The 23,741-nt window shown below is 59.4% G+C and carries 18 protein-coding genes; 6 read left to right on the top strand and 12 right to left on the bottom strand.

Features of this window, described 5'->3' with window-relative positions; all coding sequences use genetic code 11:
• Positions 1-53: 53 nt before the first annotated feature.
• Positions 54-3,809, bottom strand: coding sequence for a UvrD-helicase domain-containing protein (locus tag AC6H1L_RS11805; protein WP_497597701.1), 3,756 nt, complete (start codon positions 3,807-3,809; stop codon positions 54-56).
• Positions 3,810-4,257: 448 nt separating this feature from the next.
• On the opposite strand from AC6H1L_RS11805, the gene AC6H1L_RS11800 reads away from it, so the two are divergent.
• Positions 4,258-4,932: a hypothetical protein gene (locus tag AC6H1L_RS11800; RefSeq protein ID WP_497597700.1), complete on the top strand. Its 675-nt coding sequence runs from the start codon at positions 4,258-4,260 to the stop codon at positions 4,930-4,932.
• Positions 4,933-5,053: 121 nt separating this feature from the next.
• Complete coding sequence (locus AC6H1L_RS11795) at positions 5,054-5,860, top strand: type III pantothenate kinase (protein WP_497597699.1); 807 nt, start codon at positions 5,054-5,056, stop codon at positions 5,858-5,860.
• A gap of 170 nt (positions 5,861-6,030) precedes the next feature.
• Here AC6H1L_RS11795 and AC6H1L_RS11790 read toward each other — a convergent pair whose 3' ends face one another.
• The 7 genes from AC6H1L_RS11790 to AC6H1L_RS11760 form a co-directional block, all read right to left on the bottom strand.
• Positions 6,031-6,798 (bottom strand): hypothetical protein, encoded by a 768-nt coding sequence (locus tag AC6H1L_RS11790; RefSeq protein ID WP_497597698.1) that lies wholly within the window; start codon positions 6,796-6,798, stop codon positions 6,031-6,033.
• 90 nt (positions 6,799-6,888) lie between these two features.
• Positions 6,889-7,242, bottom strand: coding sequence for a hypothetical protein (locus tag AC6H1L_RS11785; protein ID WP_497597697.1), 354 nt, complete (start codon positions 7,240-7,242; stop codon positions 6,889-6,891).
• 446 nt (positions 7,243-7,688) lie between these two features.
• Positions 7,689-8,312 carry a superoxide dismutase gene (locus tag AC6H1L_RS11780; protein ID WP_497597696.1) on the bottom strand — a complete coding sequence of 208 codons (624 nt, stop codon included), beginning with the start codon at positions 8,310-8,312 and terminating at the stop codon, positions 7,689-7,691.
• A 504-nt stretch (positions 8,313-8,816) separates the two neighbouring features.
• Positions 8,817-9,353: a chromate transporter gene (locus AC6H1L_RS11775; RefSeq protein WP_497597695.1), complete on the bottom strand. Its 537-nt coding sequence runs from the start codon at positions 9,351-9,353 to the stop codon at positions 8,817-8,819.
• Entirely contained in the window at positions 9,350-10,006 is a 657-nt protein-coding gene (locus AC6H1L_RS11770) for a chromate transporter (protein WP_497597694.1), read from the bottom strand. Before AC6H1L_RS11770 ends, AC6H1L_RS11775 begins: the two co-directional genes overlap by 4 nt.
• Positions 10,007-10,440: 434 nt before the next feature.
• A complete protein-coding gene (locus AC6H1L_RS11765; RefSeq protein ID WP_497601541.1) occupies positions 10,441-11,400 on the bottom strand; it encodes an ARPP-1 family domain-containing protein in 960 nt (319 codons plus the stop codon).
• Positions 11,401-11,453: 53 nt separating this feature from the next.
• A complete protein-coding gene (locus tag AC6H1L_RS11760) occupies positions 11,454-12,827 on the bottom strand; it encodes a vWA domain-containing protein (protein WP_497597693.1) in 1,374 nt (457 codons plus the stop codon).
• Positions 12,828-13,831: 1,004 nt separating this feature from the next.
• Between AC6H1L_RS11760 and AC6H1L_RS11755 the strand changes: the two genes are divergently transcribed.
• Positions 13,832-15,079, top strand: coding sequence for a glycosyltransferase (locus AC6H1L_RS11755; RefSeq protein WP_497597692.1), 1,248 nt, complete (start codon positions 13,832-13,834; stop codon positions 15,077-15,079).
• Positions 15,080-15,269: 190 nt separating this feature from the next.
• Here the strand turns inward: AC6H1L_RS11755 and AC6H1L_RS11750 are convergent, their stop codons facing one another.
• Positions 15,270-16,079, bottom strand: coding sequence for a lysophospholipid acyltransferase family protein (locus AC6H1L_RS11750; RefSeq protein WP_497597691.1), 810 nt, complete (start codon positions 16,077-16,079; stop codon positions 15,270-15,272).
• The gene (gene cmk / locus AC6H1L_RS11745) at positions 16,076-16,759 is read right to left on the bottom strand and encodes a (d)CMP kinase (RefSeq protein ID WP_497597690.1); all 684 of its coding nucleotides are present in this window, start codon (positions 16,757-16,759) and stop codon (positions 16,076-16,078) included. The genes AC6H1L_RS11750 and cmk overlap by 4 nt, the downstream gene beginning before the upstream one ends.
• Positions 16,760-17,038: 279 nt before the next feature.
• On the opposite strand from cmk, the gene AC6H1L_RS11740 reads away from it, so the two are divergent.
• The 3 genes from AC6H1L_RS11740 (at position 17,039) to AC6H1L_RS11730 (ending at position 22,066) form a co-directional block, all read left to right on the top strand.
• A complete protein-coding gene (locus tag AC6H1L_RS11740) occupies positions 17,039-17,755 on the top strand; it encodes a tryptophan 2,3-dioxygenase family protein (protein WP_497597689.1) in 717 nt (238 codons plus the stop codon).
• A 378-nt stretch (positions 17,756-18,133) separates the two neighbouring features.
• Positions 18,134-19,702 carry a PrsW family glutamic-type intramembrane protease gene (locus AC6H1L_RS11735; RefSeq protein ID WP_497597688.1) on the top strand — a complete coding sequence of 523 codons (1,569 nt, stop codon included), beginning with the start codon at positions 18,134-18,136 and terminating at the stop codon, positions 19,700-19,702.
• A gap of 147 nt (positions 19,703-19,849) precedes the next feature.
• On the top strand, positions 19,850-22,066 hold the full coding sequence (locus tag AC6H1L_RS11730) for a serine/threonine-protein kinase (protein ID WP_497597687.1): 2,217 nt from the start codon (positions 19,850-19,852) through the stop codon (positions 22,064-22,066).
• On the opposite strand, the gene AC6H1L_RS11725 is transcribed toward AC6H1L_RS11730, so the two are convergent.
• Together AC6H1L_RS11725 and panD are read right to left on the bottom strand one after the other, a co-directional pair.
• On the bottom strand, positions 22,056-22,730 hold the full coding sequence (locus AC6H1L_RS11725) for a regulatory protein RecX (RefSeq protein ID WP_497597686.1): 675 nt from the start codon (positions 22,728-22,730) through the stop codon (positions 22,056-22,058). The genes AC6H1L_RS11730 and AC6H1L_RS11725 overlap by 11 nt on opposite strands.
• 247 nt (positions 22,731-22,977) lie before the next feature.
• Positions 22,978-23,400, bottom strand: a complete 423-nt coding sequence (panD, locus tag AC6H1L_RS11720; RefSeq protein WP_497597685.1) for an aspartate 1-decarboxylase — start codon at positions 23,398-23,400, stop codon at positions 22,978-22,980.
• Positions 23,401-23,741 lie beyond the last annotated feature (341 nt).

Raw genomic sequence — 23,741 nt, 5'->3', positions numbered from 1 at the left:
GCCTCCCGCAGGGGTCAGAGTGCGACCGGGGAGGGAAGGCCTATGCGAAGATTTCAGGCGGGGCAGATAAGAAAGAAGGGGCAGGCCGGACAGCGGCCCGGGTCAGCGGGCGCTGCGGCATAATCATGCTCTTTGAGGCGTTCAAGGCTTGCGACCACTTTGGCGTAGAGATTCTGCTCACGCCGCGGCCCGAGCTTCACAGGACTTACTTCGCCTGTAGTCAAGTTATCGCTCTGGAGTTCGGCCTCCTGCCCGGGATAATGCTCGCGGTAGGCACGCACATAGAGCAGTTCCCGCGTATCAGGTTCCGGCTCCTGTTTGCGTCGGCCAAAGCGTGTGCGGACAAAGCGCACCGGCTGGTTTGGCTGTCGTGGCACCTCGACCCGATCGACGTCGACCCGGATGGCTTGCCCAGCGATCTCTATCGTGAAGCTGCGCCCAAGCTGCCAATGCTGGGTCTCAGCGCTGGCGCGCAGCTTGTGATGAAGCTGCTCTACTACTTCGCGTCCGTGCCGTTCGTAGAGCGAGGCAAAGGGCGACTCGGGGCCACCAAGGTCGCGCCAGTGCCGGCTATAGAGCTCGCTCACCTCTTCGTGCGTCGGCCACTCCTTGGCGACCTCATGCTCTTCTGAAGCAGTCTGACGCGCCTGCCTGATCCTGTCGTAGAGGGTCTCTAGCGTTTTACGGATGGCCTGCACAAAGAGAGTGTACCCCTCTTGCAGAGGTTGAAAGCGGTAGATATAGCTATATAGATACTTGCGGGGGCATTGCTGGTAGCATTCAAGGGCGGAGGCACTGAGAATCTCTGGCTGCATGGCCCGAATAAATTCCTCATGGGGCAGGGCCGCAGTTGCAGGCTCTGGCTCTTCCTGATCACTGGGGATTCGCTCGCTTGGCTGGTGCCATTCCGTTCTCACCAGGCGCTCGGGTGGCAGGCTGGTCAGCAATGGCTCTAAAAAGGCTGATGGCCTGGCTGTGCGCTTGCCAGGACGGCGGCTATAGCTCAGCACGAGGTGATCGCGGGCGCGCGTAATGCCGACATAGAAGAGGCAGGCTTCGCCCACCTCATGCAGGCTCGCCTCATCGCCCTCCAGCGAAAGCATGCCGTCAGGAGGCGGCACCGGGTTATAGCGGCGTGTGGTAGGAAAGCGCCCCTGACTGAGGCCGGGCAAATAGACGACGGGAAACTCCAGGCCCTTGCTGGCATGCACCGTCATGACTCGCACGACGTCCGCCTCTTCTCCCTGGTCCGCATCAAGAGAGTGCTGGCGCGCGCTGCTATCCTGGCGCAGCATTAATAGCACACGCACATATTCCAGGAAACCGCGCACGCGCTCAGCGATCAGGCCGGGCTGGGGCGCATCCGGCTGGCTAGCGCCCGCTGGAAGCTCCTCGGGCTGCTGGCGCTGTTGCTGCAAGTCGTAGCGTCGTGCTAGCTGGAGCAAGAGCGCATAGTCGGCCAGCATAGCGCGCGCCTGGGCATCGTTACGCGCGAGCAGGCGACGCACCTGATCGGTCTCGGCCAGCAGATATTGAGCGAGCAGTGACCAGATATCAGGGGCGGTGGCCAAGCGTTGGAGCAACTCACCGAGGAGCTGTAGCGAGCGCCGCCCGGGAGGGCTGACGGTCTCGGGGATTTCACCACGCAGGAGGAGCAGGCCCGGGGCAAGCTGTTGTTCGCGCGCTGCCAACAGCAGAGCCTCGATATCAGTCTGACTGAGAGGATGCTCTGGCCAACGAGCCGCGCGCAGCAACCCCATGCCATCCGGTCCTGCCAGCAGCAGCAGCGGCGCCAGAGCATCCTTGATATGGTCCTGTTCCAGGGCGCCACCGCTCTCGATGACCGGCAAGCCAGCCGTTGCCAGAGCCTGCGAGATGCGCCGGGCCTGGGCCCGGGTGCGACAGAGCACGACGAGATCACGGTAGCGATACCCCTGACGAGCGCGCGCCTGGAGATCAGCCGTCAGGCCGGCGAGTTCGGCAGCCTCATTCTCGGCCACCGCCAGCGTCACGCACGGCTCGGGCGGCGAGGAGCGCGCAGCCTCGTTGCGCCGCAGGGCAGCTTCTCCGCCAGTTTGTCCGGCTTCCAGAGACTGCAGACGAAAGGCTTCAGCCAGCACAACAATGTCGGGACGCGAGCGGTAATTACGGCTCAGCGAGAGAATCACGGCCCCGGGATAGTCCTCCTGGAAGCGTGCGATATTGGCAGGCGAGGCGCCGCGGAAGCCGTAAATCGCCTGGTTCGCATCGCCCACGACCCAGACACGACGTGCTTCTCCTGCTAAGAGACGCAACAGAACGCCGCTGGCCCGATTGATATCCTGGAATTCATCAACAAGGATATGCTGGTAGCGCTGCTGGAGCAGCAACAGAATATCGCTGTGACTTGTGAGGAGCTGCACTGTCAGCATAATCAGGCCACCGAAGTCGATGTCGCCACGCCGCTCCAGCTCTTCCTGATAGAGCCTATAGACCGCCGCCACTTCAAGGGCACGCTCCGCGCGCTCACGCTCCTCCACGGTCTGCGCCCGCTCTAGCATCTGTTCTGCTAATTGGCGATAACGCTCAGGGGTCACCAGCTCATCCTTGGCGCGCGAGATCGCTCTTAGAATGTCAGGGAAATAGAGCGTGGGCTGCGTCAGATGATGATAATAATGGAGAGGCAGGCGAGGCGCCAGATTGCGTAGCAAGAAGTAGCCTTCGACGTCATCAATTAAGGCAAAGTCGGGGCGGAGGCCCGCCAGCTCGCTATACTGACGCAGCAACTCGGCACAGAAAGCATGGAAGGTGCTTACTGTCGGCAGCTCCCTGCTATCGGCCCCCTGCCCGGCGCCAGCACTCAGAAGATGCGCCAGGCGCTCATGCATTTCTTCGGCGGCCTTGCGCGAAAAGGTTAGCGCCAGGATCGAACGGGGCGCAACGCCACAGGAATGGATCAGATACTCAGCGCGCCCGATGAGCGTGCTGGTCTTGCCGCTGCCAGGACCAGCAATCACCAGGGCCGGCGTGGCTGCCGCAATGGCAGCCTGCTGAAATTCATCGTAATGCCGACCCGCGCGCGTTGGCGCTTGCGCCAGCCTGGAATCGGCAGGCTGCGAGGAGGGTGCTGCCGCTGGCTCTGGCTGTTCTTGTAGCTCCATGACAGGAGGATATTCTTTGAGCAGGCCAGCCAGGCGGTTAAGCATGGCAGCCAGCGAGACCCCGAAACGCTTTGCTAGCGAAAGTGGCGGCTGCCGCTGCTCCACATAAAGGGTGCGTACCTCGTGGCGGGGCATGAGCAGCTCAGCGGCAAACAGGTTAGCCGCTCGCTCGCGTTGACTGCGGGGGCTATAGGACTGGCCAGGCCCCAATAGCTCTTCGAGGCTCCCGTCGTCAGAGAAAGCCGCCACATCTTCGCGGATATCAGCCTCGCTGCACAGGCCCGCCTGGTCCGACTCTTCGCGGGTGAGCGTCGCCGAACCGCGCTTGAGGGGTTTCAGCATCTCCTCCAGCTCTGGCAGCAAGAGGCGCATAGTCTCGGTTAGAGGGCGATGGAGAATCACATGACCGAGTTCATGGGCGAGCGTAAAGCGCCGCTGCGGCTCCGACAGATTGCGGCAGATCCAGATCAGATTATCGCCTGGCTCCAGATAGCCATAGGTTCCTGGGGGCTGATCAGCAGGGTGAAAGGTAGCGATCTCCAGCTCTAGCCAGGCGATCAGCTCATCCAGCGGAACAGCCTCGGCCTCCCACGATGGCCTGTAGAGGTGATAGCGCTGGCGCACATAGAGAGCAGCCAGCGTAGCCAGCGCGCGGGTCTCTTGCTCCATAGATGGCGCCTCTTTCCCCGCAACTTGTTTCCTACCCTGTGCCTCCTCTGCTCGTCCGTCTGCTGGCGGCCCTGGCGAGCAGGACCCCGAGTCGACCGGCTGCCGGAAGAAAGCACAAGGGGAAAGCCACAGCTTCTCAAGCATTATACCATGCTCGCCAGCAATGGCCAAATCTACTAGAATAGAGATAGCGTGCGGCGGTCATGGCGGCGGCGAGAGGCAGGAACAGCGCGGCAGCCGATAAACAAGCTCCCACCGCACGCAGCGGGAGTCTCCGGGCACGGAGGCTGAGAGAAAATTTTCTGCGCAGCGGCCTGGATTCCTGCTATAATTGAGGGAGACAGGCAGGCGGCTAGTCCTACCTGGTGCGCGCAGCGGGCGAGACGGCCAGGCGCAGCGCGGCGGCAAGGGAGCGGACACGCCCCACACCTATGGGAGGTTCCTGGTCATGGAAGCATCCGAGATACTGACTCGCGCCAGAGCGGGAGAGGAAAAGCCAGACGGCTGGATTATCTTGCCGTTGCAGCGTGGCAGAGTGATCCTCTCGATCATTGGCTGGCTCTTCGGGGCAGCTCTGGGGCTCATCCTGTTCGCGGCCATCTTTCCTATTATGGTGCCCGAGAACTACCACAGTGTTTTCGGAGCGATTGCCAGCACTATTTTTCTCGGCATTCTCCTTTTCATCGGCCTGGGTAGCATCTGGTGCCTGATCAACGATGCCCGTCGTCTCATCAGAGCACAGGACTACCTGATCGTCATCACTCCTGAAGACTTCGTACAGCAAACTGGGGATAAGGTGGTCCATGTCCCCCTGATCAATGTCCGTTACGTGACGGCCAGAGGGCGCGCCAGGCCAGACCGCACGCCCCCCACGACCAGCCAGCTTTCGCAGCTTGGCAGCGCAAGCGAGAACATGGTGGGTTTTCTCTTTGGACGCGGCATGACCCAGTCACCCGAGGAGCGGCGCAAGGCCATGAGTTCCCGCGCCCCTACTTCGCTGGCCTTCATCGATACACGCACCAATACTGAGGTCGTTGTCACCACAGACACAGCCTATGGCGACCCCTTCTTGATCGCTGCTTTGCTGAAGCAATACGCCGCCAGAGCACAGCAGATCGCCTGAACCTGGTTCTGCGAGTGAGCGCTTTGTCTGCTCACTACTCTTTCTTCTCGCGCGCAATGCACCTGTGTAGTTCTTCTGTTTTTTCTGAGCCATCCTCTCTGGCCACCGATAGGAGTTCCCTATGCTGCTGGCTATTGACATCAGCAATACCAATATTAAGTTTGGCCTTTATAACAGCGAGGCCCTCAAGCACCATTGGGCCGTCTCTACCGTGCGCCAGCGCACCGCTGACGAGTACGCTATGTTGCTGGGCACACTCATGAATCATAGCGGACATACTTTCAGCGACGTGCATGCCGTTATCTTCTCATGTGTTGTGCCACCGCTGACGCCGGTCTTTCAGGAAATGGTCCAGCGCTATTTTCACCAGGAAGCCATCATTGTCGATCACACCCTGGATCTGGGCCTGCGGCTGCTGGTCGACAACCCCTGGGAAGTAGGCTCCGACCGCATTGTAACCGCCATCGCTGCGCACGAGCTGTACGGTGGTCCTGCTATCGTGATCTCCTTCAGCACCGCTGCCACCTTTGATGTAATCTCAGCTCAGGGCGATTTTCTTGGGGGGGCGATTGCCCCGGGGTTAATGATCTCCGCCGAAGCTCTCAGCAGTGCCGCTGCGCGCCTTTTCCGTGTCGAGCTGACTCCTCCGCGCTCAGCGCTGGGCAAGAACACGACCGAGAATATGCAGTCGGGTATCATCTATGGGCATGTGGGCCTGGTACAGGGATTGATCCGCCGTCTGCGTGCCGAGATCCCCGAGGTGCGTGACCAGGACGAGGTGAAGATCATTGCTCACGGCGGCCTGGCCAATTTTATGGCTCCGCTGATCCCCGAGATCCAATACGTTAATCAGTTTCTCCCCTTGGAGGGCCTGCGCATCGCCTACGATCGCTTACGCAACGGCTACCGCCAGCGTCGTGAGCGCTAGCTCAGGCCCAAGGAGCCTTGTCTCCTGCTGCCCGTTCTCACTGCTACGCCCGCGTTCAGAAACGTTAGCTAGCCAGCTTACAAAAAACAAGGCGAAGAGGGTACTGAGTTAGCCTCTTCGCCTTGTTACTGTTATGACGCTGTTCCCACGGTCGGTAACAAGCAGGTGAGTTAGCTCTTCAGTAACTGGGCAATCTGGTGTAGATCGCTGGCAGCCTGATGCAAGGCTGTATGGGCTGTTTTCTCAGCGCTGCGTACTTTCGCAAGATTGCTGGCGTAGGCCGTGCGATCCTGGTTATAGTTCTCTGGGGTCAGAGTAGGGAGAGTACTCTGCACGGTGTCAAACTGGGCCTCTGCCGTCGCAAGCTGGGCCTTAAAGTCATTGTAGAGGCTTTGCAACTGAGCCTGTTTACTGGCTGGCGCGGCGGCGATCGCCTTCTCAATGCTGGCTTTCGCTGCTTCCATCTTGCTCGCCAGCTTCTTTTCGATATCAAAGTGGAGCTGCTGATAATCGCGCGGCAGTACAACTGCATAGATGCGGAACTGCCAGAAGATGTTTTTCACATCCTGCCGGGCGGCCTGAGCCGAGGTCTCAGCGTCAAGCTTACTCTGCAGCGACTTCAAACCGTTCTGATTGGTGGCAATGTCGGCCTGTAGAGCACTGGCCGCATCAGCAGTGATATGGCCGGCCTGCTGCTGCTGCGTCACGCGACTGCTGAGCGTATTCAAGGCGTTCAAACGCGCTGTAATCAGTTGATTACCGATGTTGATCACACACTGGACATCGTCGCGGGCACACTTACCCCCGGAAGCTGGCGCAGCCTGAGCAATGGCCGGCAGAGCAACAAAGGCGAGCAGGCCGACGAGCGTGAAGCTGACTAGCGTTACTACGGTCAGCTCGCTGGAACGCTTCACTATGTGGAAAAGTTTCGCTTTCATTGTATGAGTCTCTCCGCGCATTGGTAATCGATCGCTTAGATCGCCATGTTCAAGATAGCTTCTGGCTTGCCGAAAGCGCCAGGGAACGCGCTAGGGAAGAGGAGCATTATCCTGGCCCTGATCGCTGTTATTGGCGTCATTCTGGGCTTGGTCCAGCGCTGGCAGCGTCCCTTGAACCTGCTGATCAATCGACTGCACTTGCTGCGCGGGACTGCCGCCGCCAGCCGATGGTGTGCTGCTTTGATTGCTCGCCGGCGCAGACTGAGACTGGCTCTGCGCGCTGGCAGGAACGACCTGATTCTGCGAGCTGGCAGCGCGCCCAGCACAGGCCGTTAAGGCTACCATCCCCACAATCAGGATCAGCAGCAAGGCCAGACGCAGCAGAGGACGCCGGGCGACAGCGCTTTGCACTAGCGACTTTTTGCTCATTTTCATCGTTAGCATAGGCTCTATAACGATAACCGCTTGATCAGTCTTTAGCTAATTTACTTGCTGAAATGCGAGCCGGGTCAAGTCTGCACAGGGAGAGTCGAAGTGTGCAGGCTCTACCCCGGCAAGGCACAGCTCCGTGTGTGCCCCTCGCTTTAGAGGGAAGTGTAGCAGAAAAACCTCAAGAATAGCTCAAGGTCAACCAAAGATTTGCTCAATGCGGTCAGCAGCCCTGTGGGAGCGGTGCACGGTGACCAGGCCTGGGGCCGGGCTTTGCCCCCAGGTCCCATGATCAGATCAGACCAAGAGGTAGAGGTAGCCTCGTGCCTGGACAGGAGCGGCGCCCCACGTCCACCAAGGTCCAGTGCCCCAAAAAAAAGAGATTGCCAGTCAAGGCTAACTCGACTGGCAACCTCCTGTCGTGTTCCGCAGCGGGAACAGGGAGAAAGCGCCGTGCTGGGCTACTGCTTCTGCTGACTCAGGCCCTCGGCGTAGCGGCGCTCAATCTCTTCCCAGTTGACCACGTTCCACCAGGCATTTAAGTAATCGGCGCGGCGGTTCTGGTACTTCAGGTAGTAGGCATGCTCCCAGACATCGTTACCCATCACCGGATAGAGACCATCCATGTAGGGGCTATCCTGGTTGGCGGTCGAGATGACCTGTAGCTTCCCCTGCTTATCCAGCACCAGCCAGACCCAGCCCGAGCCAAAGCGCTTCAGGCCAGCATCATTGAACTGATTCTTGAAGTTCTCGAAGGAGCCGAAGGTTTGCTCGATGGCCTTCGCCAGATCGCCGCTGGGCTGACCGCCGCCATTAGGCTTCATGATGCGCCAGAACATGCTATGGTTGGCATGTCCGCCACCGTTATTGCGCACCGCCGTGCGCACATTCTCTGGCACCTCGTTGATGCGCTTCAGCACCTCCTCAACTGGCAGATTGGCAAAGGGATGGCCCTCTAGCGCGCTGTTGAGGTTAGCGACATAGGTGCCGTGATGCTTATCGTGGTGGATCTGCATCGTCTGCGCATCAATATATGGCTCCAGAGCATCGAAGCTATAAGGCAAAGGTGGAAGTTCAAATGCCATAGACCTTCTCCTTTTTATAGAAAGAGATTGCCAGAATGGCGCTTCAGATAGCGTGCTCACCCTGGCCTGGCTCACTCGCCTGCACTGGCGCTAGCTGGCTAGCCGAGGAGAGAAAAGCGAACCGGACCCGGCAGCAGGTCCGGCAAGCAGGCAGACACAGATGCGCATGTGCACAAGCGCGTACGCCCGAGCACACGGGCAGTCGAGGGACTGGCCAGAGCGTTGCGTCAGCCAGCACTAGAGCACTCCCCTGTTTAGTTGTATTCGATAAGATATGCGATTGTCAAGCAGATGCATACCTTTCCGTCAAGCCTGCCAGGCTGCCAGGCGTCCAGAGCCGGAGCAGTCTCTCCTGCCCAGCGCGTCATCGCCGCGCCAGCGCCAGCGGCAGGCTCTCTAGCACCCCTGGCAGAGCAGGCCAGAGCAAGCCGGCCTTTACGTATATTAGTATAGCGTAAGGAGCGCCAGCCGCCTCTGAACGAAAGGACAGTGAAGTGAGCGCCCTCAATGCCACCAGGGCAGCGAGAGGCCTCCATAGAGCAGAAGACCAGCCCCGGCAGCCAGGAGCAGAATCATAAAGACGTGCACACGCCGGCTCAGCGCTAGCAAGCATGCAGCGATTCCGATCAACCAGGCCCGCCAATCGCTGGCGCTATGGCTAATGATCGTCCAGCTATTCCCCACGGTGATCCCCACGACGGCCAGCGAGACCCCACGCATCAGCGCCTCAACCCAGCGGAGCCCCCCGAGGTGTTGATAGAGCGTCTCCCAGATCAGAGCAACGAAAGGCGGGATCATAATGGCAAGCAGAGCCAGGGCAGCCCCCAGATAACCGTAGGTCAGATAGCCCAGGGCAATGACCCAGAGGCCGTTTGGTCCTGGGCTTAACTGACCGATGACCAGCGCCTGACTAAAGTCGCTCTCATCGGCCCAGTGATTGGCCAGCAAATCCTGGTGGAGACTCAGAAAATTACTGAAACCGCCCGTCGAGAACAGCGAAGCTTTAAGAAACAGCCAAAAATAGAGAAATGGATTCTTCATGGTCGCTCCTTTCCATCTGGCTGCTGATCAGTGGCCGCCAGAGACGGAGCGTGAACAAAGAGGAACCTGCCGATGAGGGCGGAGGCGATCACGACCAGCACCACTGTGACTTTGCCGACGATGAGAGCCAGGGTCACCAGCGCAATAAAGGCCAGGCTGAGCAGCAGCATGCTGAGGCCCTCCTGATAGCCCTGCTTCAACAGCGGGCGAGCAAAATTGATAGCCACCACCAGCATGATGCCAGCGGTTGCAGGCACCACGCCGCGAAACATGGCATCGACAAAAGCCAGATGCTCTATCTCCTGAAAGCCAGCGGCGATGAGAGCCGTGATAGTGGCGCTAGGCAGCAACAAGCCCAGCAGCGACACCACGATTCCCCTGGCTCCGGCGAGCTTGCGCCCAATGAGCACAGTGATGGCCACCAGATTGATGCCAGGCGTCATAATGCAGAGGTTCCAGTCGCGGGCAAATTCCTCAATCGTCAGCCAGCGATGCTTTTCAGTAAACTCCCGTTGGATCAGCAACAACGTCGAAGAGCCGCCGCCGAAAGATTGCAGGCCGATCAAGATCCAGATACGCAGCAGCTCCCAGAGCGACGGCAGCGGGTCCCTGGAGTTCAGACAGGCGGGCGTCGCGCTGACAGAGGCAGGCAAGGACTGAGTCGATGACTTCTGTTGATCTGTGCGGAAACCGTCCATAAGCGTATAGTAGAGTAGAAAAGTTACAGGAGGAGTTTAGCAGTAACCAGCTCAGCCTTCATTCTAGCACATAGCTTCAGGGATGAGCCAGTCGGCGGCTCACCTCACAGAGGCCAAGACCACCGACCACACTGGGGCCACACTTTTCGCCTTCACTGGGTGCCTGCCAGAGAACCCGTTTCAGGGCGCCATAGGGAGGCCAGATAGATAGCGAGGCGCAGGCGTTAATCGCTCCTTTCCCAAGAAGAGGGAGTAGGGGCAAGAAGCAGCAGACAGCCGCCAGAAATTGAGCTGAAAGAAAGAGCAGCCCGGGCGAAGTCTCTCCTTTCGCCCGGGCGAAGGAGGAAGAGAGACAGGCACTGACCTAACCAGGGCAGCGAGGAAACAGTTTACAGCTCGCTGCGGAAGAGCGACAGATAGACCACCTCGGAGTCGGCATAGACAGCCTGGCCGAACCACTCGCTGTGACTGATCGACAGCACCCGCAGGCCGGCATGCACCTCAACGAGGCGAGCATGCTTATGAAGCTCAGCCACCGAGCAGAGCTGCGCAAGATAGAGCCGCTGCTCCTCACGACGAGCCTCCTCCAGACGCCGCTGCAGATCATCCAGGTCGCGCAGGCCTGTCAAGTCGAGAGTTGAGCGAGCGAGCGCACGGCCCTGACGCTGGGCCAGCAGAGCGGCAGCCCCATAGCAGTAGATCAGCAGAATTGGCATCAGCTCAGCCCAGTAAGCGCTATTGGGAGCCAGCTCCACACCGACCAGCCTGCCGGCCAGGAAGAAAGCCGCCCCGACCTGACCCGGCTGCAACTCTAGCGCGTGGCGATAGGGCAGCAACTGGGAGAAGCTAGGACGCAGCCAGCGCTCCAGATGGCCACCGTAATTGATCCCGTAGCGGCGCGAATATGCAGCGATCGCCTTCCAGAGTTGACTAAAATCCTTCACCCCCTGGAGCTCAAAGGCAGCGCGGCGCAGCCCAAGAGGCAACATACAGAAGCGCTGCTGGGCCTGACGCAGAGTTCCGCTCTGGCTCTGCTGGATGCAGAAGCAATCATCGACCGTCAGCGTTTCGCCGGCATCAAGGATCAGCACACGGCTGGTCGCGTGGTTCTGTGCACCTGGCTGAAAGAACCCCACGTGCATGGGCAGCACCAAGACGCCATCTGTTGCCCGATTGCGCAATACGAGTGTCCCATAGGAGGGAGACCCGACCAGCTCAAGAGAGCGCAGGGGAGGAGCAAAGCGCGCGTGGCGCTGCTCCTGATCAACGCTGACCGGGAAAAGGCCGATGACCTCCAGCAAGCCCCAGGAAAGCAGCGGACCCGGGGCCAGGTGCGCCAGCAGCCCCATAAGAGGAGAGGTTTCCGCCGCCTCCTGCTTGACCTGAATCTCCATCATAGCTATCACCTCGTAAGCAAGAGTTGTTGCACCTGTTCCGCTTCAATCAGAGAGATAGACTCGGCGGCGTAATCCAGAAAGAGCCGCGCCAGCACCTCACGCACTCCCTGTTCATGGTGCACAGGCAAGAGAATGAAATCGCTGCTCAGATGACGCTGCCGCAGATACTCGGAGCGAGAGAAGCTCGGGACCAATTGATAGACAGGCATGCTCAGACCCAGCAGACGCAGGCCCTGCAGGATTGAGGCAGCATCGCCCTGGCGCACATTTTCGTAGCCATCAGTAATCAAGAGGATTGCCTGCGGCTGTGAGCGAGCAGCCTCCAACAGAGCACTGGCTAGATCGGTCACCCCCTGGGGCCGAGGCAGCAGCTCCTCGCTGGCGAGCACGCTGCCACCGACCTGATAGAGCATGACCGAGGTCACGCGCTGCTGCAACAGGCGGACTAGAGCCAGAGCCAGCGCCACCGGATGATAGGCGCGCTCGCCGGAGGCCGCCATCGAGGCCGAGAGATCCAGCACCACGGCAAGCCGCCCCTCAACGAGCGGCAGCGAAGCCACCGCCTGCTCAGTGCGACGCCACAATTCCTTGCTGTACTGCTCGCTCGGCAGTCCCTGGATCAGTGCTTCACGATAGAGCATGGTGAGCGGTCCATCCTGGCGCTCAGCCTGCGCCTTCGAGGGCGCAAGGGCACGGACCCGACTGGCGGGAACATCGCGGTGATAGATGCCGCGCAGCCCAAAGAGGGTCTCGCGGGGGAGACCCTCCCCGTGCTCTAGCTGCTCACGCGCGGCCATCCGCTTGGCCAGCGTGGGATCGGTGGGATTGAAAGGTACCCCAGCCAGAAAGCACAGCGTCTCACGCGCGATGGCCGGATCAGGCGCGTAGTGCAATAGCTCGCGCCGGAGGAATTTCTCGCCAACCTCGCTCGGCTGCGCCAGGAAGCGCCTGACCGAAGACCATGTACGCTCTCCTAGCAGATGCTTCAACAAGAGCGTGACCCGCTGTCGCCGTGCCGCCGCTAGCTGCGGGAACTGCTCATGGCCGATCAGCAGCTGCAGGCCGATCTCACGTGCGCGCCGATTATTGATGCGCCGCTGCCGGATCACATCGGCGACTAGCAAAGCCTCCTCAGCCGGCAAAACGCGCAACTGCTCTACAATGCGCTGCCTGGTAATGGCATGGGCTGCTGGCAAGCGAATAAGATTAACAAGCATCTCTCGCTTATGCGAGAGGTCGGCAAAAGGATCAGCCAGCAGGTAAAGGTAGAATTCGGGAGCCGCCTCGCACAGTTTCTGATGCAGTGATACCATTTGCTCCTGTCCGGTCAGCGGAACCTGGCGGCAATTCAGATACTCGATGAGCAACTTTTTGTCCATAGGCAGCTTCTCCGTCATAGTACTACACGACGATAAGCGTAAAAAGAGTAATAAGCGCGCAAAATGGCACAGATTACGACGACAGCATGACGCGGTGGGTCACGCGCGCGCGCACAGGCAAAGACGGATACAGGAACCAGAGAACACGGGTCGACCGGCGTTGATAGCCTTGGGAGCTACGCCTGCCGCCCTCGCAGAAAGTGCAGGTGATGCCTGGGGAGATTTCTGCAGAGGAAGGTGGCGGAAGCGTAGCCAACCGGGCGACTCCAGCTATCCTTCTTAAACGGATATTCCGTTGAAGGTTTCGACTGTTGGCAATTTCCTGGACCCGGTAACTGTATGAGCTTAATCAACATATACGCTTCCCGCCCTATGAGATGGTGAACAACAAAAAACAGCAACTGCCTTGTCCCATCGAAAGGGACGGAGCCGGACAGGCAACGAATAAACACCAGGGGAAACAGCGCCGCCAGACTGGGCTGTTCCAGAATGAATCGCGATTAGCGCGTACTCACCCTTTTTCTAACAGATGATTTGGCTGGCGCAGGAGGGGTCATTTGAATGCAGTCGTTGCTGCAGACGCGTGCAAGTAGGCGACTGGTCCTTTAGCAAGGACCGCTGCATCCAAAAAGTTCCTGACAGGGACTATATAACATAGTTCTGGCTATTTGTCAAGTATTTTCTACGCTATTTTAGGAGAGGACCTTCAATAGATTTGGCCGAGTAAGCGTGGCAGGGCTGCAATAGCGCGCGTTTGCTAAGAACTCCTTGTTGGGAGGCTCACATGGCGCTTCCCCTCTTAAAATAGCAAGAGGCTTGCTTCTCACGAGAAAAGCCATCACGAGCATGCTGGCTGGCGGCGGGAATGGAATCGCTGGCCCAGTTGTAATCACCTATGGAAGCCAGCAGCAAGCGGCCATTCTACAATGGTAACCTGCTCTTGTTGGCCTGGTGCTCCTGAAGAGGAGCCGCGTTTCGTCCCTCAGCGGGCGAAGGAGAGGGTTATGACGATTGTTACAACGCCTGGACTGGAACGCTTTCGAGGCCTGGTGAGCGATGACCTGCTTGCCGAGATCTACGATTTGGCGCGTCCTCTCCAGGGTTTGCACGTCCTGCACATTAATACCACAGCGCAGGGCGGCGGTGTAGCTGCTCTGCTACGCGTGTTGCTGCCGCTGGTCAGCGAGCTGGGTATTCCCCATACCTGGCGCGTTGTTCAGCTTAACGAGTTCGCCGCTACCTTTATGGCCAGACTGACCGATATGCTGCAGGGCGGAGAGCCTGGCCAGATCACTCCTGATGATCAGCGCCAGTTTTTAGACTCGCTCCAATCCGCCATGCAGCCGTTTGCTCACGAGCGCGCCGATCTCTACTATGTTCACGATATTCAGCTCGCTCCCCTGGGGCAACTGTTCCCACACCTGCGCCCAGCGCTCTGGTTCAACCATATCGACACCGCTCAGCCCAACCCTGTGGCTTTACAGTATATCAGTCAATTCCTCGATGCTTATGCGCTTTGCACTTTTAACACACCGTTCTCGATCTTCCCTCAGCTTCCCGCCGAGCGCGTGGCGGTGATCACGCTCGGCATCGACCCATTCAGTGAGCGCCATGTCCCCTTGAGCGAGGCTGAGGGGCAGGCTCTCCTGGCAAGCTGTGGCATTGACCCGGGTCGCCCCCTGATTACGCAGGTGTCACGCTTTGGGCGCTGGAAGAATCCGTGGCAGGTGATCGAGATCTATCGTCTGGTGAAGCAGCGGCGCCCTGACGTTCAGGTCGCCCTGGTTGGCGCGCTGGAGGCCAGCGACGATATCCGGGCCCAAGCTATTCTTGCTGATCTTCAACAGTGGGCGGGCGATGACCCTGATATTCACCTGCTTTGGGACCCGGCCCAGCTCACAGCGCCGGTGGTCAATGCTTTCCAGCGCTTCTCACAAGTCATTCTCCAGCGTTCGAGTCGCGAGGGCTTTGGCCTGACCGTGGCCGAGGCCATGTGGAAGTATCAGCCGGTGGTGGGCACTTCGGCGACAGGGGTACGTTATCAGATTACGCACGGGCGCGACGGCTTTATTGCCGACGACGCAGCGAGCGCCGCTGACTATACCCTCTACCTGCTAGAGGACCGCGAACGCTGGCGCCAGATGGGAGAAGCAGCCCATCGTAGCGTTCAAGAGCGCTTTCTGCTGCCGCTGATGCTGCGTGATTACCTGGCAGCGCTGCGGCGGGTGCAGCACCTGGTCGGTAGGGTCTGAGTCTCGCCGACCCCTGCGACTTTTGGCATACACGAAGCCTCTGCTTCTGATCAACTCCTGGCAACGCCACATCAATGCTGGCGGACCGGCCAGCGATCAGAAACAGAGGCTTTCTTTCTGGAGCCAGGCTCGCCCGCTGCTGGATCAGCGGCCGCCCTGGCGGCAAGCCTGACTATTCCAGCGGCGGCACTCAGAGCCTTGGCTCATCCTGCGCCGCCGATCCGTGAACTGCGGTGGCGTCCTCCGCCTGCGACTGAGCAGAGAGCGTCTCGGCATAGACGCCGCGGTAGGAAGCCGGCAGCAGAGCAGCGATACTGCGCATCACGCGCTCCGTGGCCTCTTCGATCTCCTCGCGTGTGATCTTTGGCCCTTGTGGCTTAAAAAGGAGCGGTTCCCCGTAGACAATATGGATCTCCGGGCGGAATTTTTTAAAGAGGTCCTCACTGCCCCAGATAGCCACGGGCAAGACCGGCACGCCACTGCGCAGGGCGATCATCCCCAGGCCGGCGTGAGCGCGGGCCAGGGTGCGCGTGCGGCTGCGCGTGCCCTCGGGGAAGATGACTAGCACACGACCGGCCTTCAGGACAGCCTCCGCCGCCCGCAGCGCCTGGCGGTCCCCTTCTCCGCGACGCACGGGGAAGGCACCCAGGAAGCGCGCCAACCAGCGCAAGCGGCCCTGAAAAACTTCCTCCTTAGCCATGTAGACTACCTTATGGGGCAGATAGATAGGGATGAGAGGAATATCGGTCCAGGCCAGGTGATTGGCCGCTACGATGTAGGGACCCTGGCGCGGAATGTGGTGGCGACCGCGCGGGCGCATGCGCGCGATCACGGCCAGTAAGAGAACAGCCAGAATGCGCAGAATCTCATAGATCAGCGTCGGAGTCTCGTATGGCTGATAGAGGTCCTTTGTGCGCCGACTGGATGCCGGACGTGGTAGCGGTTGCCGGCTCTCCGGCTGCTCCTGTCCGGCGGAGGAGAGGCTGACTTCTTGTTTCATCGCTTTCCCCGAAAGTGACAGATGCGTTCCAGGACTTGCGCTACGCTGAGATGGTCGGTGTTAATTACAATGGCGTCGGGCGCCGGCTGCATGTTGTCGCGATCGATCTCGTCGCGGCGCCGAATATCGGCCACCACTTCTTCAAAGGAGGGCAGCGCCGGATGATTCTCTCCCAGGCGCTCCAGGAGCTCGGCATAGCGTCGGCGTCCGCGCTCTTCCAGGCTGGCCGTCAGATAGATTTTCAGCTCGGCATCGGGCAAGACGACGGCCCCGATGTCCCGCCCGACCATCACGACGCGGCCAGGACGGGCCAGGGCACGCTGCGCCTCGATGAGGACATGGCGCACTTCGGGATGGGAAGAGACCAGCGAGACAGCGCGGGTCACCTCGGGGCTGCGAATCGCCCAGGTGACATCTTCGCCGTCGATGGTCACGGTGTATTGACGTCCATCGTTAATATGGGGATGACTGATGATGATGCTGGCCTCCTGCGCCAGGCTTCCAAGAGCCGCCCCATCGCGGGGGTCAATTCCACGCTGGAGAGCCAGCCAGGTTAAGGCCCGATACATTGCCCCGGTATCAATGTAGAGATAGCCCAGACAGCGCGCTAAGCGCTCTCCTACCGTGCTCTTGCCCGCTCCTGCCGGTCCGTCTATGGCAATACGTTCCGCCTGCTCCATGTGGTTCCCGAGCCTTTCTGGTCGGCTTGTCAATGTCGCTAAGATTATACCATAGCGCTTTCGCCAGCCAGGTTTTCCTTTCTTCACCCTCCCGTCTGCCTCCCACCCCGCCCTACTCACAGGCTCTCTTGAAGGAAGAGAGCAGAGCGCTCCTTCACAGAAAATGGTATGCTTCCTTATGATGATATACGTGGTGTTCTTCTGACCAGCATGTGTGAGAGGAGGAGAAAGGCGGCACTGATGCCGGCTTTCCAGCTTTCCAACGAAGGAGGTACAGCGATGAGTAAGGCTCCAGGACACGTCGAGGTGCGCCGCCCCGCGCGCGGTGAGAGCGTCTATGCTCGCTATCTGCGGCTGAATGAGCTGTTGTCTTTGCAGAAGCCAGAAGAGGAGCTGGCTCATCACGATGAGCTGCAATTTCAGGTCGTTCATCAGGTCTTCGAACTGTGGTGGAAGGAAACGGCCTTCGAGCTGCGCAGCATCAGTCGCCTGCTACGTGATGCCAATCTGAGCGAGGCTCTGCGCTTGCTGCAGCGCGTGATCCGTATCCAGTACTTGCTACTGGAGAATATGCGCATGCTTGAAACGATGTCCCCTTGGGATTTCCACGCCTTTCGTAAGCTGCTGGCCGGCGGCGCAGGCAGCGATTCGCCGGGTTATCGCGAGCTGCTGCGCCTGTCGCCGCTGCTCTGGGACGATTTCCGCTCTCTGCTGGACGCCTCCGGGATTTCGCTCCGCGATGTCTATCTCTCCGCCGAGCGCTATCCCTTGCAGCACGCTTTTGCCGAGGCGCTTATCGATTACGATGAGGCGGTGCAAACCTTCCGCTTCCGCCACTACAAGCTCGCTGAGCGAATGATCGGCTCCGCAACAGTTGGCACTGGTGGCACACCTATGCCCCTTCTCGAACGTACTATTCATGATGTGTTCTATCCCGAGCTTTGGGAGGTCCGTAACCAGCTCAGTACGCTTGCTCAGGAAGAGGGCCGTATCTAGCCCGAAGGAACCATACGTTTCTTTCTGGCAAGAGTACCAGGTTTTGGCTCTTCACATTTTTCGCCATTTGTCATATGCTTTGAATGAGTCTCGTAATCAATCGTTCAACAGTAGAAGCTCCTGGAAAAAGGCATATTGACAGTGAGTTCAGAACAAGAGAAAGCTGCACAAGCGTCTGAGGAGACGCCGACTCAGCCGAAGAAGCCGCCTCAGCAGGCGGAGCAAAATGCATGCGGGGAGGAGCGGCAGCCGGATAGGCAGGCGGGGGACGAGATAACGCCGCCCGCCAGAGAGGTCAGGTCGCCGGAGACTGGGGGGCCAGCCGTTGCTGGAGGGTCTCCAGCTCCCGCCCCGGACAAGGGTGAGCATGAAGCGGCCTTGAATGACTTCGCGCAGTTTACCTATCAGGAGCACGCCAGTCCTGGCGGTGTCGGTGAAGGAGCCGGGCCGAGCGGGTCCCAGCCAGCGGCCTCGTCCTTGCCACCTTCCGCTCCGGCTGTTCCTCCCCTGGCTCCGGGGTATTGGCCTGGCGCTCTTCCAACCTATGGAGGCAGGCCCGCCTATCCTTCGTATCCTGGCTATCCGTCTCCTTATCCTGGCCCTGCCTATGGCGGAGGCCCCCTCTGGCCAGGCTACTGGCCCCCTGGCTACTCAGCCTATCCGGGCTATCCAGTCTGGCCATACTGGCCGGGCTATCCTGCCCCCTGGCATCCCGGCTATACCGCTGCCCCGCCACGCCCGCGTGATCATTACCAGATGGCGTTAGGCATCACTGGCTTGATCTGCTCCGCGCTCTCTCTGTTGGCCGGGCTGGTGGTGCTTTTCCTCGCCGCCATTGCGACGCTGGTGTCGTCACGCCTGACTTCAACTTCCACCTTTTACCCTGTGACGGTGCAGCTCTTCGTCTATACGTTTGCAGGCCTGATCGGAGGCAGTTTCTGTCTCTATCACAGTATCCGGGCGATTACGGGCCAGCCGAGCCGCACCTTGAAGCTACCGGCATTTTGGATCTTCCTGGCCTGTTACCTGGTTACCCTGGCGGTTGGGCTAATCCTGCAGGCCACACACCAGGCCGTTTCCTTCTTGCCGGCGACCACTGTCCTGATCTTTCTCGCGGCTATCTTTCCCGCCCTGACCCTGCTGACGTTGGGCATGCGCTTGCTGCGCCGCGCACGCTGGTCTACCAGTTGGCGCCGCTTCACGCTAGCTCTGACCAGCGGTGCAACGATGGGCATCTTGGTCGCCATGCTCCTTGAGCTATCGGCCTCCCTGCTGATGGAAGCTAGCTCGGGGGCAGTCCTGAGCTGTCTCAGCGATCCCTCAAGCCCTGCCTGTCAGACAAGGACCCGTTTTGTTGTCCTCATCCTGGCCATAGTAGCGGCCCCGCTGATAGAGGAGAGCGTCAAGCCACTGGGAGTGGCCTTACTCAGCGGACGCATCGCCAGCGGTATTGAGGCTTTCATCCTGGGCATGAGCGCCGGTCTCGGCTTTGACCTGGTCGAAACAATCAGCTATATCAGCATGGGCTATAGCGACTGGGCTCATGTGGCCCTGGTGCGCACAGGGGCCGGTCTTCTGCATGGCCTTGGCGCAGGCATGGTAGCCTTGGGCTGGTACTACCTGTTCCACACCAAAGAGCGGCGCTTTCGTTATGGCATCGCTTGCTGGATATATGCTGTTTTACAGCATGCTTTGTGGAACGCCTGCGGCTCGCTTGAAGCCTGGCCCGCACCGGTGGGGCCGACGGTTGCGCGCTGGCAGCTAAACCTGGGCTTCATTAGCTTTGGCTTTGACGAGCTGCTCATCATGTTCCTGACGATCATCTTTTTGGTGCTCTTCATCCTGATCGTGCGTTGGCTGCGTGATCATCATCAGGAGGAGACGATGTCAGAGCCAGCCGGAGTGACAGTTTCTTCCAGTGGGCGAGCGGCAGCCGTCGGGGTATAATACCGGCAGAGGCAGGCATCGCCGCCATCTTGATGGTACGCGATGTCCTGCCCCGTCCTGCGATGCTGGTGCGGTTCTGTTTGTCTTTCAGCTTGGATGCGCGTCTCTCTGTCCTTGGGCAGAGGGCAGCGGCCAGGGGAGTGGGAGATGAGGGAGCAACTTGGTCTTCCTGTACCAGAGCCAGAGAATAACGCTCCGAGGAGCCAGCCAAGCAACACCAATCGGCGGCGCTTTGGCAACTATGAGCTGGTGCGTCGCATTGACGTGGGCGGCATGGGCGAGGTGTACCTTGCTCGCCAGCGCACGGCCTTTGGTCGCGAGGTAGCCATCAAGATCATGCGCTCGGATCTGGTGCATGATCCGGTCGCCCGCCAGCGGTTTCTACGCGAGGCCGAGGTCAATGCCCACTTGAAGCATGAGCATATTCTCCCGCTGATCGAGTTTGGCGAGGAGCAGGGACGACTGTTCTTTGTAACTCCCTACATCGAGGGTGGGACCCTGGCTCAGCGCCTCCAGCGCGGCCCACTTCCTCTAGCCGAGGTCTACACGCTCTTCACCGCGCTGGTGCAAGCTGTCGCCTACATCCATCGCCGGGGGGTCATTCACCGCGATCTGAAGCCGAGCAACGTGCTGCTCGATCGCAACAATGATGGCAAGGTTTACGTGCGTCTCATTGATTTTGGCATTGCGACTATTCAGGGACAGCACGCCGATGCGCCTTTGACGCTGCCTGGCAAAGAGATCGGCACTCTGGCCTACATGGCCCCTGAGCGTCTGCAGGGGGTTGCTTCTGTCAGTAACGATATCTATTCTCTCGGGGTCATTCTGTACCAGATGCTCACAGGCCGGCTGCCTTCTGAGGAGCAGGCGGACAACCGTCTCCCCGAGCCGCTGGCCTCCGTTGTGCGACGCGCGACTGCTGCACGCCCGGAAGAGCGCTTCAACAGCGCGGAAGAGCTGCTGTCAGCCTTTGAGCAAGCCTATCAGGCGGTCAGAGGGAGCGAGCAGGCGAGAGAGCGCATCCAGGCTGTTCAGCGAGCCGCGCCTCAGTTCGGGGCCGGCTCTGGCCCCTATCAGCATGCAGCGGCAGCTCAACGAGCTGCCTCCCAGCCACCGGCCTCGCCGGGCCACACTCCTTCCGAGGTGATGACCTTGCAGCGTTCAGAAGATGCCTCAGAGCAGTCTCCCTATACTCCTTCAGCGCGACCCTCGTTCCGGTCCGCCGCTCGCCCGTCTCTCTCCCTCTCGGGGCAAGGAGGCTTTGCGCGAGAAGACTATGACGCACCTACAATGGAGCTGGGGCGCGATATGGGGGGTCCCGGCGGCCCTGGTGGCGCTGGTGGTCCCGGAGGCTACGGCGGGCGCCCTTCACGCCGGCGTAAGAATCCCTTGCTTGCTCTGATCTTTGTCACTATTGCGCTGGTGCTGCTGCTGATTGGCGGCCTGCTCTTTATCGAGGCGCCAGGCCTCTCTAGCGCTGCCATCAACATCACTCCCCGCACGGCGGCGCTTTCCCAGGTCTTGACGATCACTGCCAGTCTCAAGGTCAAGCAGGTCGACGTAACAAACAAGGTCATCCCGGCCAGGGTGCTCAGCGAGAGTAAGACGCTGTCCCAGCAAGGAGCAACCACGGGCCGCAAGTGCACATTGCTAATCCTTGACTGCAAGCAATCGGTCGATATCGTTGACCAGATCAGGCTGGCTAATCAGGCCAAGCAGATTCTAGTCAATCAGATCACCCAAGATCTGCAACGTCAGCTCCATCAGCAAAATGCTCAGCAAGTGGGGGATTTCATCTTTTCAGATGTGGATGAGAAGACCGATCCGCCCATCGGGGTCGAGAGTAGTACGGTGACTGTCACGCTGACCGAACAGGGCAGCGTTGAGTACTTTCTGCTGGGAGATGTCCGCTCGCTCGTGCTGCAGATGCTGGGGCAGCAGGCTCAGCGGCAACTGGGCGCTCACGCTCAGTTAAAGACTACGCAGATTGGCAAAGTCAGCGTGCAAAATGTTGATAACCAGGGAACAGCAACGCTGAAGGTACCCGCCGCCGCCTTAGCCCAATATATCTTCTCTCAAGATGAGCTGGAGAGCATGAAGAGCCATATTAAAGGCTTGAAGGTCGGCCAGGCACGTACCTATTTGCAGAAGTTGCCGGGCGTCGATCCGACCTCGGTCGCGATCCATCTGACAGGCAGCGGCAACGATATGCTGCCTGATGACCCCCAGCGCATCCAGATTATCCCGGTGAACCCCACCAATCTGCCGAACGTCCAGCTTCCATCGTCAAGCGGCTCAGGCTCTAGCTCGGCGACGGGGAGCACACCAGCCTCTCCAACAGCTAGAGCCTCTACTACTCCATAGGTTCATCGGCGGGATCAGCATCAGCGGCACCGGCGCGGCTCTCATGCCAGAGTTGGCGAACGACCCGCTTGGCCGTCTCGTAGCTAAAGCCACGGCGTAGGAGAAAAGCCCCTAGCTGGTTACGAAAGGCGTCATAGTTTTTCGCCGCCTTACCACGCAAGAGCGCCTGTACTTTCTTGCGTCCGGCGCGCAAGGCCCGCTCCTCATCGCGCTCCTGGCTTACCACCTCCGCGGCAATTTCAGGCGCTACCCCGCGCGCTCGCAGCTCGCTCCGTAGAGCCTGGGCGCCCTCTGGATGGAAGCGCTCGCGCGACTCTACCCAGAACGTAGCAAAGGCCCGATCGTCAACTAGCTTTAGCTCAGTGAGCCGCGCTAGGACCGCTTCTATCAGATCTGGCGCTGTGCCTCGCCGCCGCAGGTACTGATGAACCTCCTGGCGACTGCGCGGGCGAAAAGACAGATAGTTCAAGGCTCGATCAAGAGCCTGCTGTAAGGCGGCCTCGCGTTGGAGCCGGGTGAGCTGCTCAGCGCTCAGCTCCTGGCCGACAGCCAGACCCAACCGCTCCACGACCAGCGCGCTAACCGTGAGCAGATGGTGGCCATCGACAAAGAGGTTTACCTGTTCGCTTTTATTCGCCAGTGGCTCTATTGCGGTGATCTGCATGGACCTACTATAGCACGTCGCAGCCGATGTTGCAATGGACGCGACCCCTCAGCCTCGTCAGGACAATAAGACCGCTTGCAAGCTGGGCAAGAGCACGTAGTCGGCAGGCAGGGAGGTCCAGGAGACGACAAGGATAGGAAGAGAAGGAAATGGTAGCAGGGGCAACCTTACAAACGTTTGATAGACGCTGAGGAAGCAGTAATTCATGTAACCGGGCGGTTACATGGCATGAATTACTGCACTACGCTTAGCGAGCGGCCTCGACGTAGGTCTCTTCCGCCGTTGCTTCGGGCAGCAGCTCGATCAGGGGAACCTCGCGCAGCTCGGTGATCTGGTTCTGCTCATTGACCAGAACAATGCGCGGCTTCAACGAGCGAATTTCCTCTTCTGTAAAGAGCGCATAGCTCATAATAATCACAATATCGCCGACAGCATTCAGACGAGCAGCCGCACCGTTCAGGCAGATGACCCCCGAGCCACGCTCACCAGGAATAGCATAGGTCTCCAGCCGTGAGCCGTTGGTTACATTGACAACTTGTACCTTTTCATATGGATAAATGTTTGCAGCCTCTAACAGGTTCTGATCAATAGTGATGCTTCCAACATAGTTGAGATCGGCCATTGTGACCGTAGCGCGATGAATCTTTGACTTGCACATTGTGCGCTGCATAGAGCAGAACACCCCTTTCTCCAATCAGTCAGTCAGACACGCCTGGCCGGTCCAGCAAACCAGTCAAGGCCGGTTCGCCCCAGCCATTCACCGGACGTCCAAGAGCCAGCACCAGAAGTCTGGCCTTTGTCCCCAGCTCTGTGGGCCGCCCGTGACCTTTCGCCGCCTCAGACAGCTCAGCAGCGAAAGTAGGCCCAGGTCTCATACTACGGCCTCTATCGCCAGTATAATAAGGCTCCATCAATTGAGCCTTTGGCGGTCAGCACGCATAGCCAGAGCAAGGTAGACTAGTGGCCAAGCGCCTTCACTGTTTTTAAACGATGAAAGCCCGGCCAGGGAAC

The organism is Thermogemmatispora argillosa, from assembly GCF_059696725.1.
Note: the sequence above shows the minus strand (reverse complement) of the source record. Positions and strands in the feature narration are given on the sequence as shown.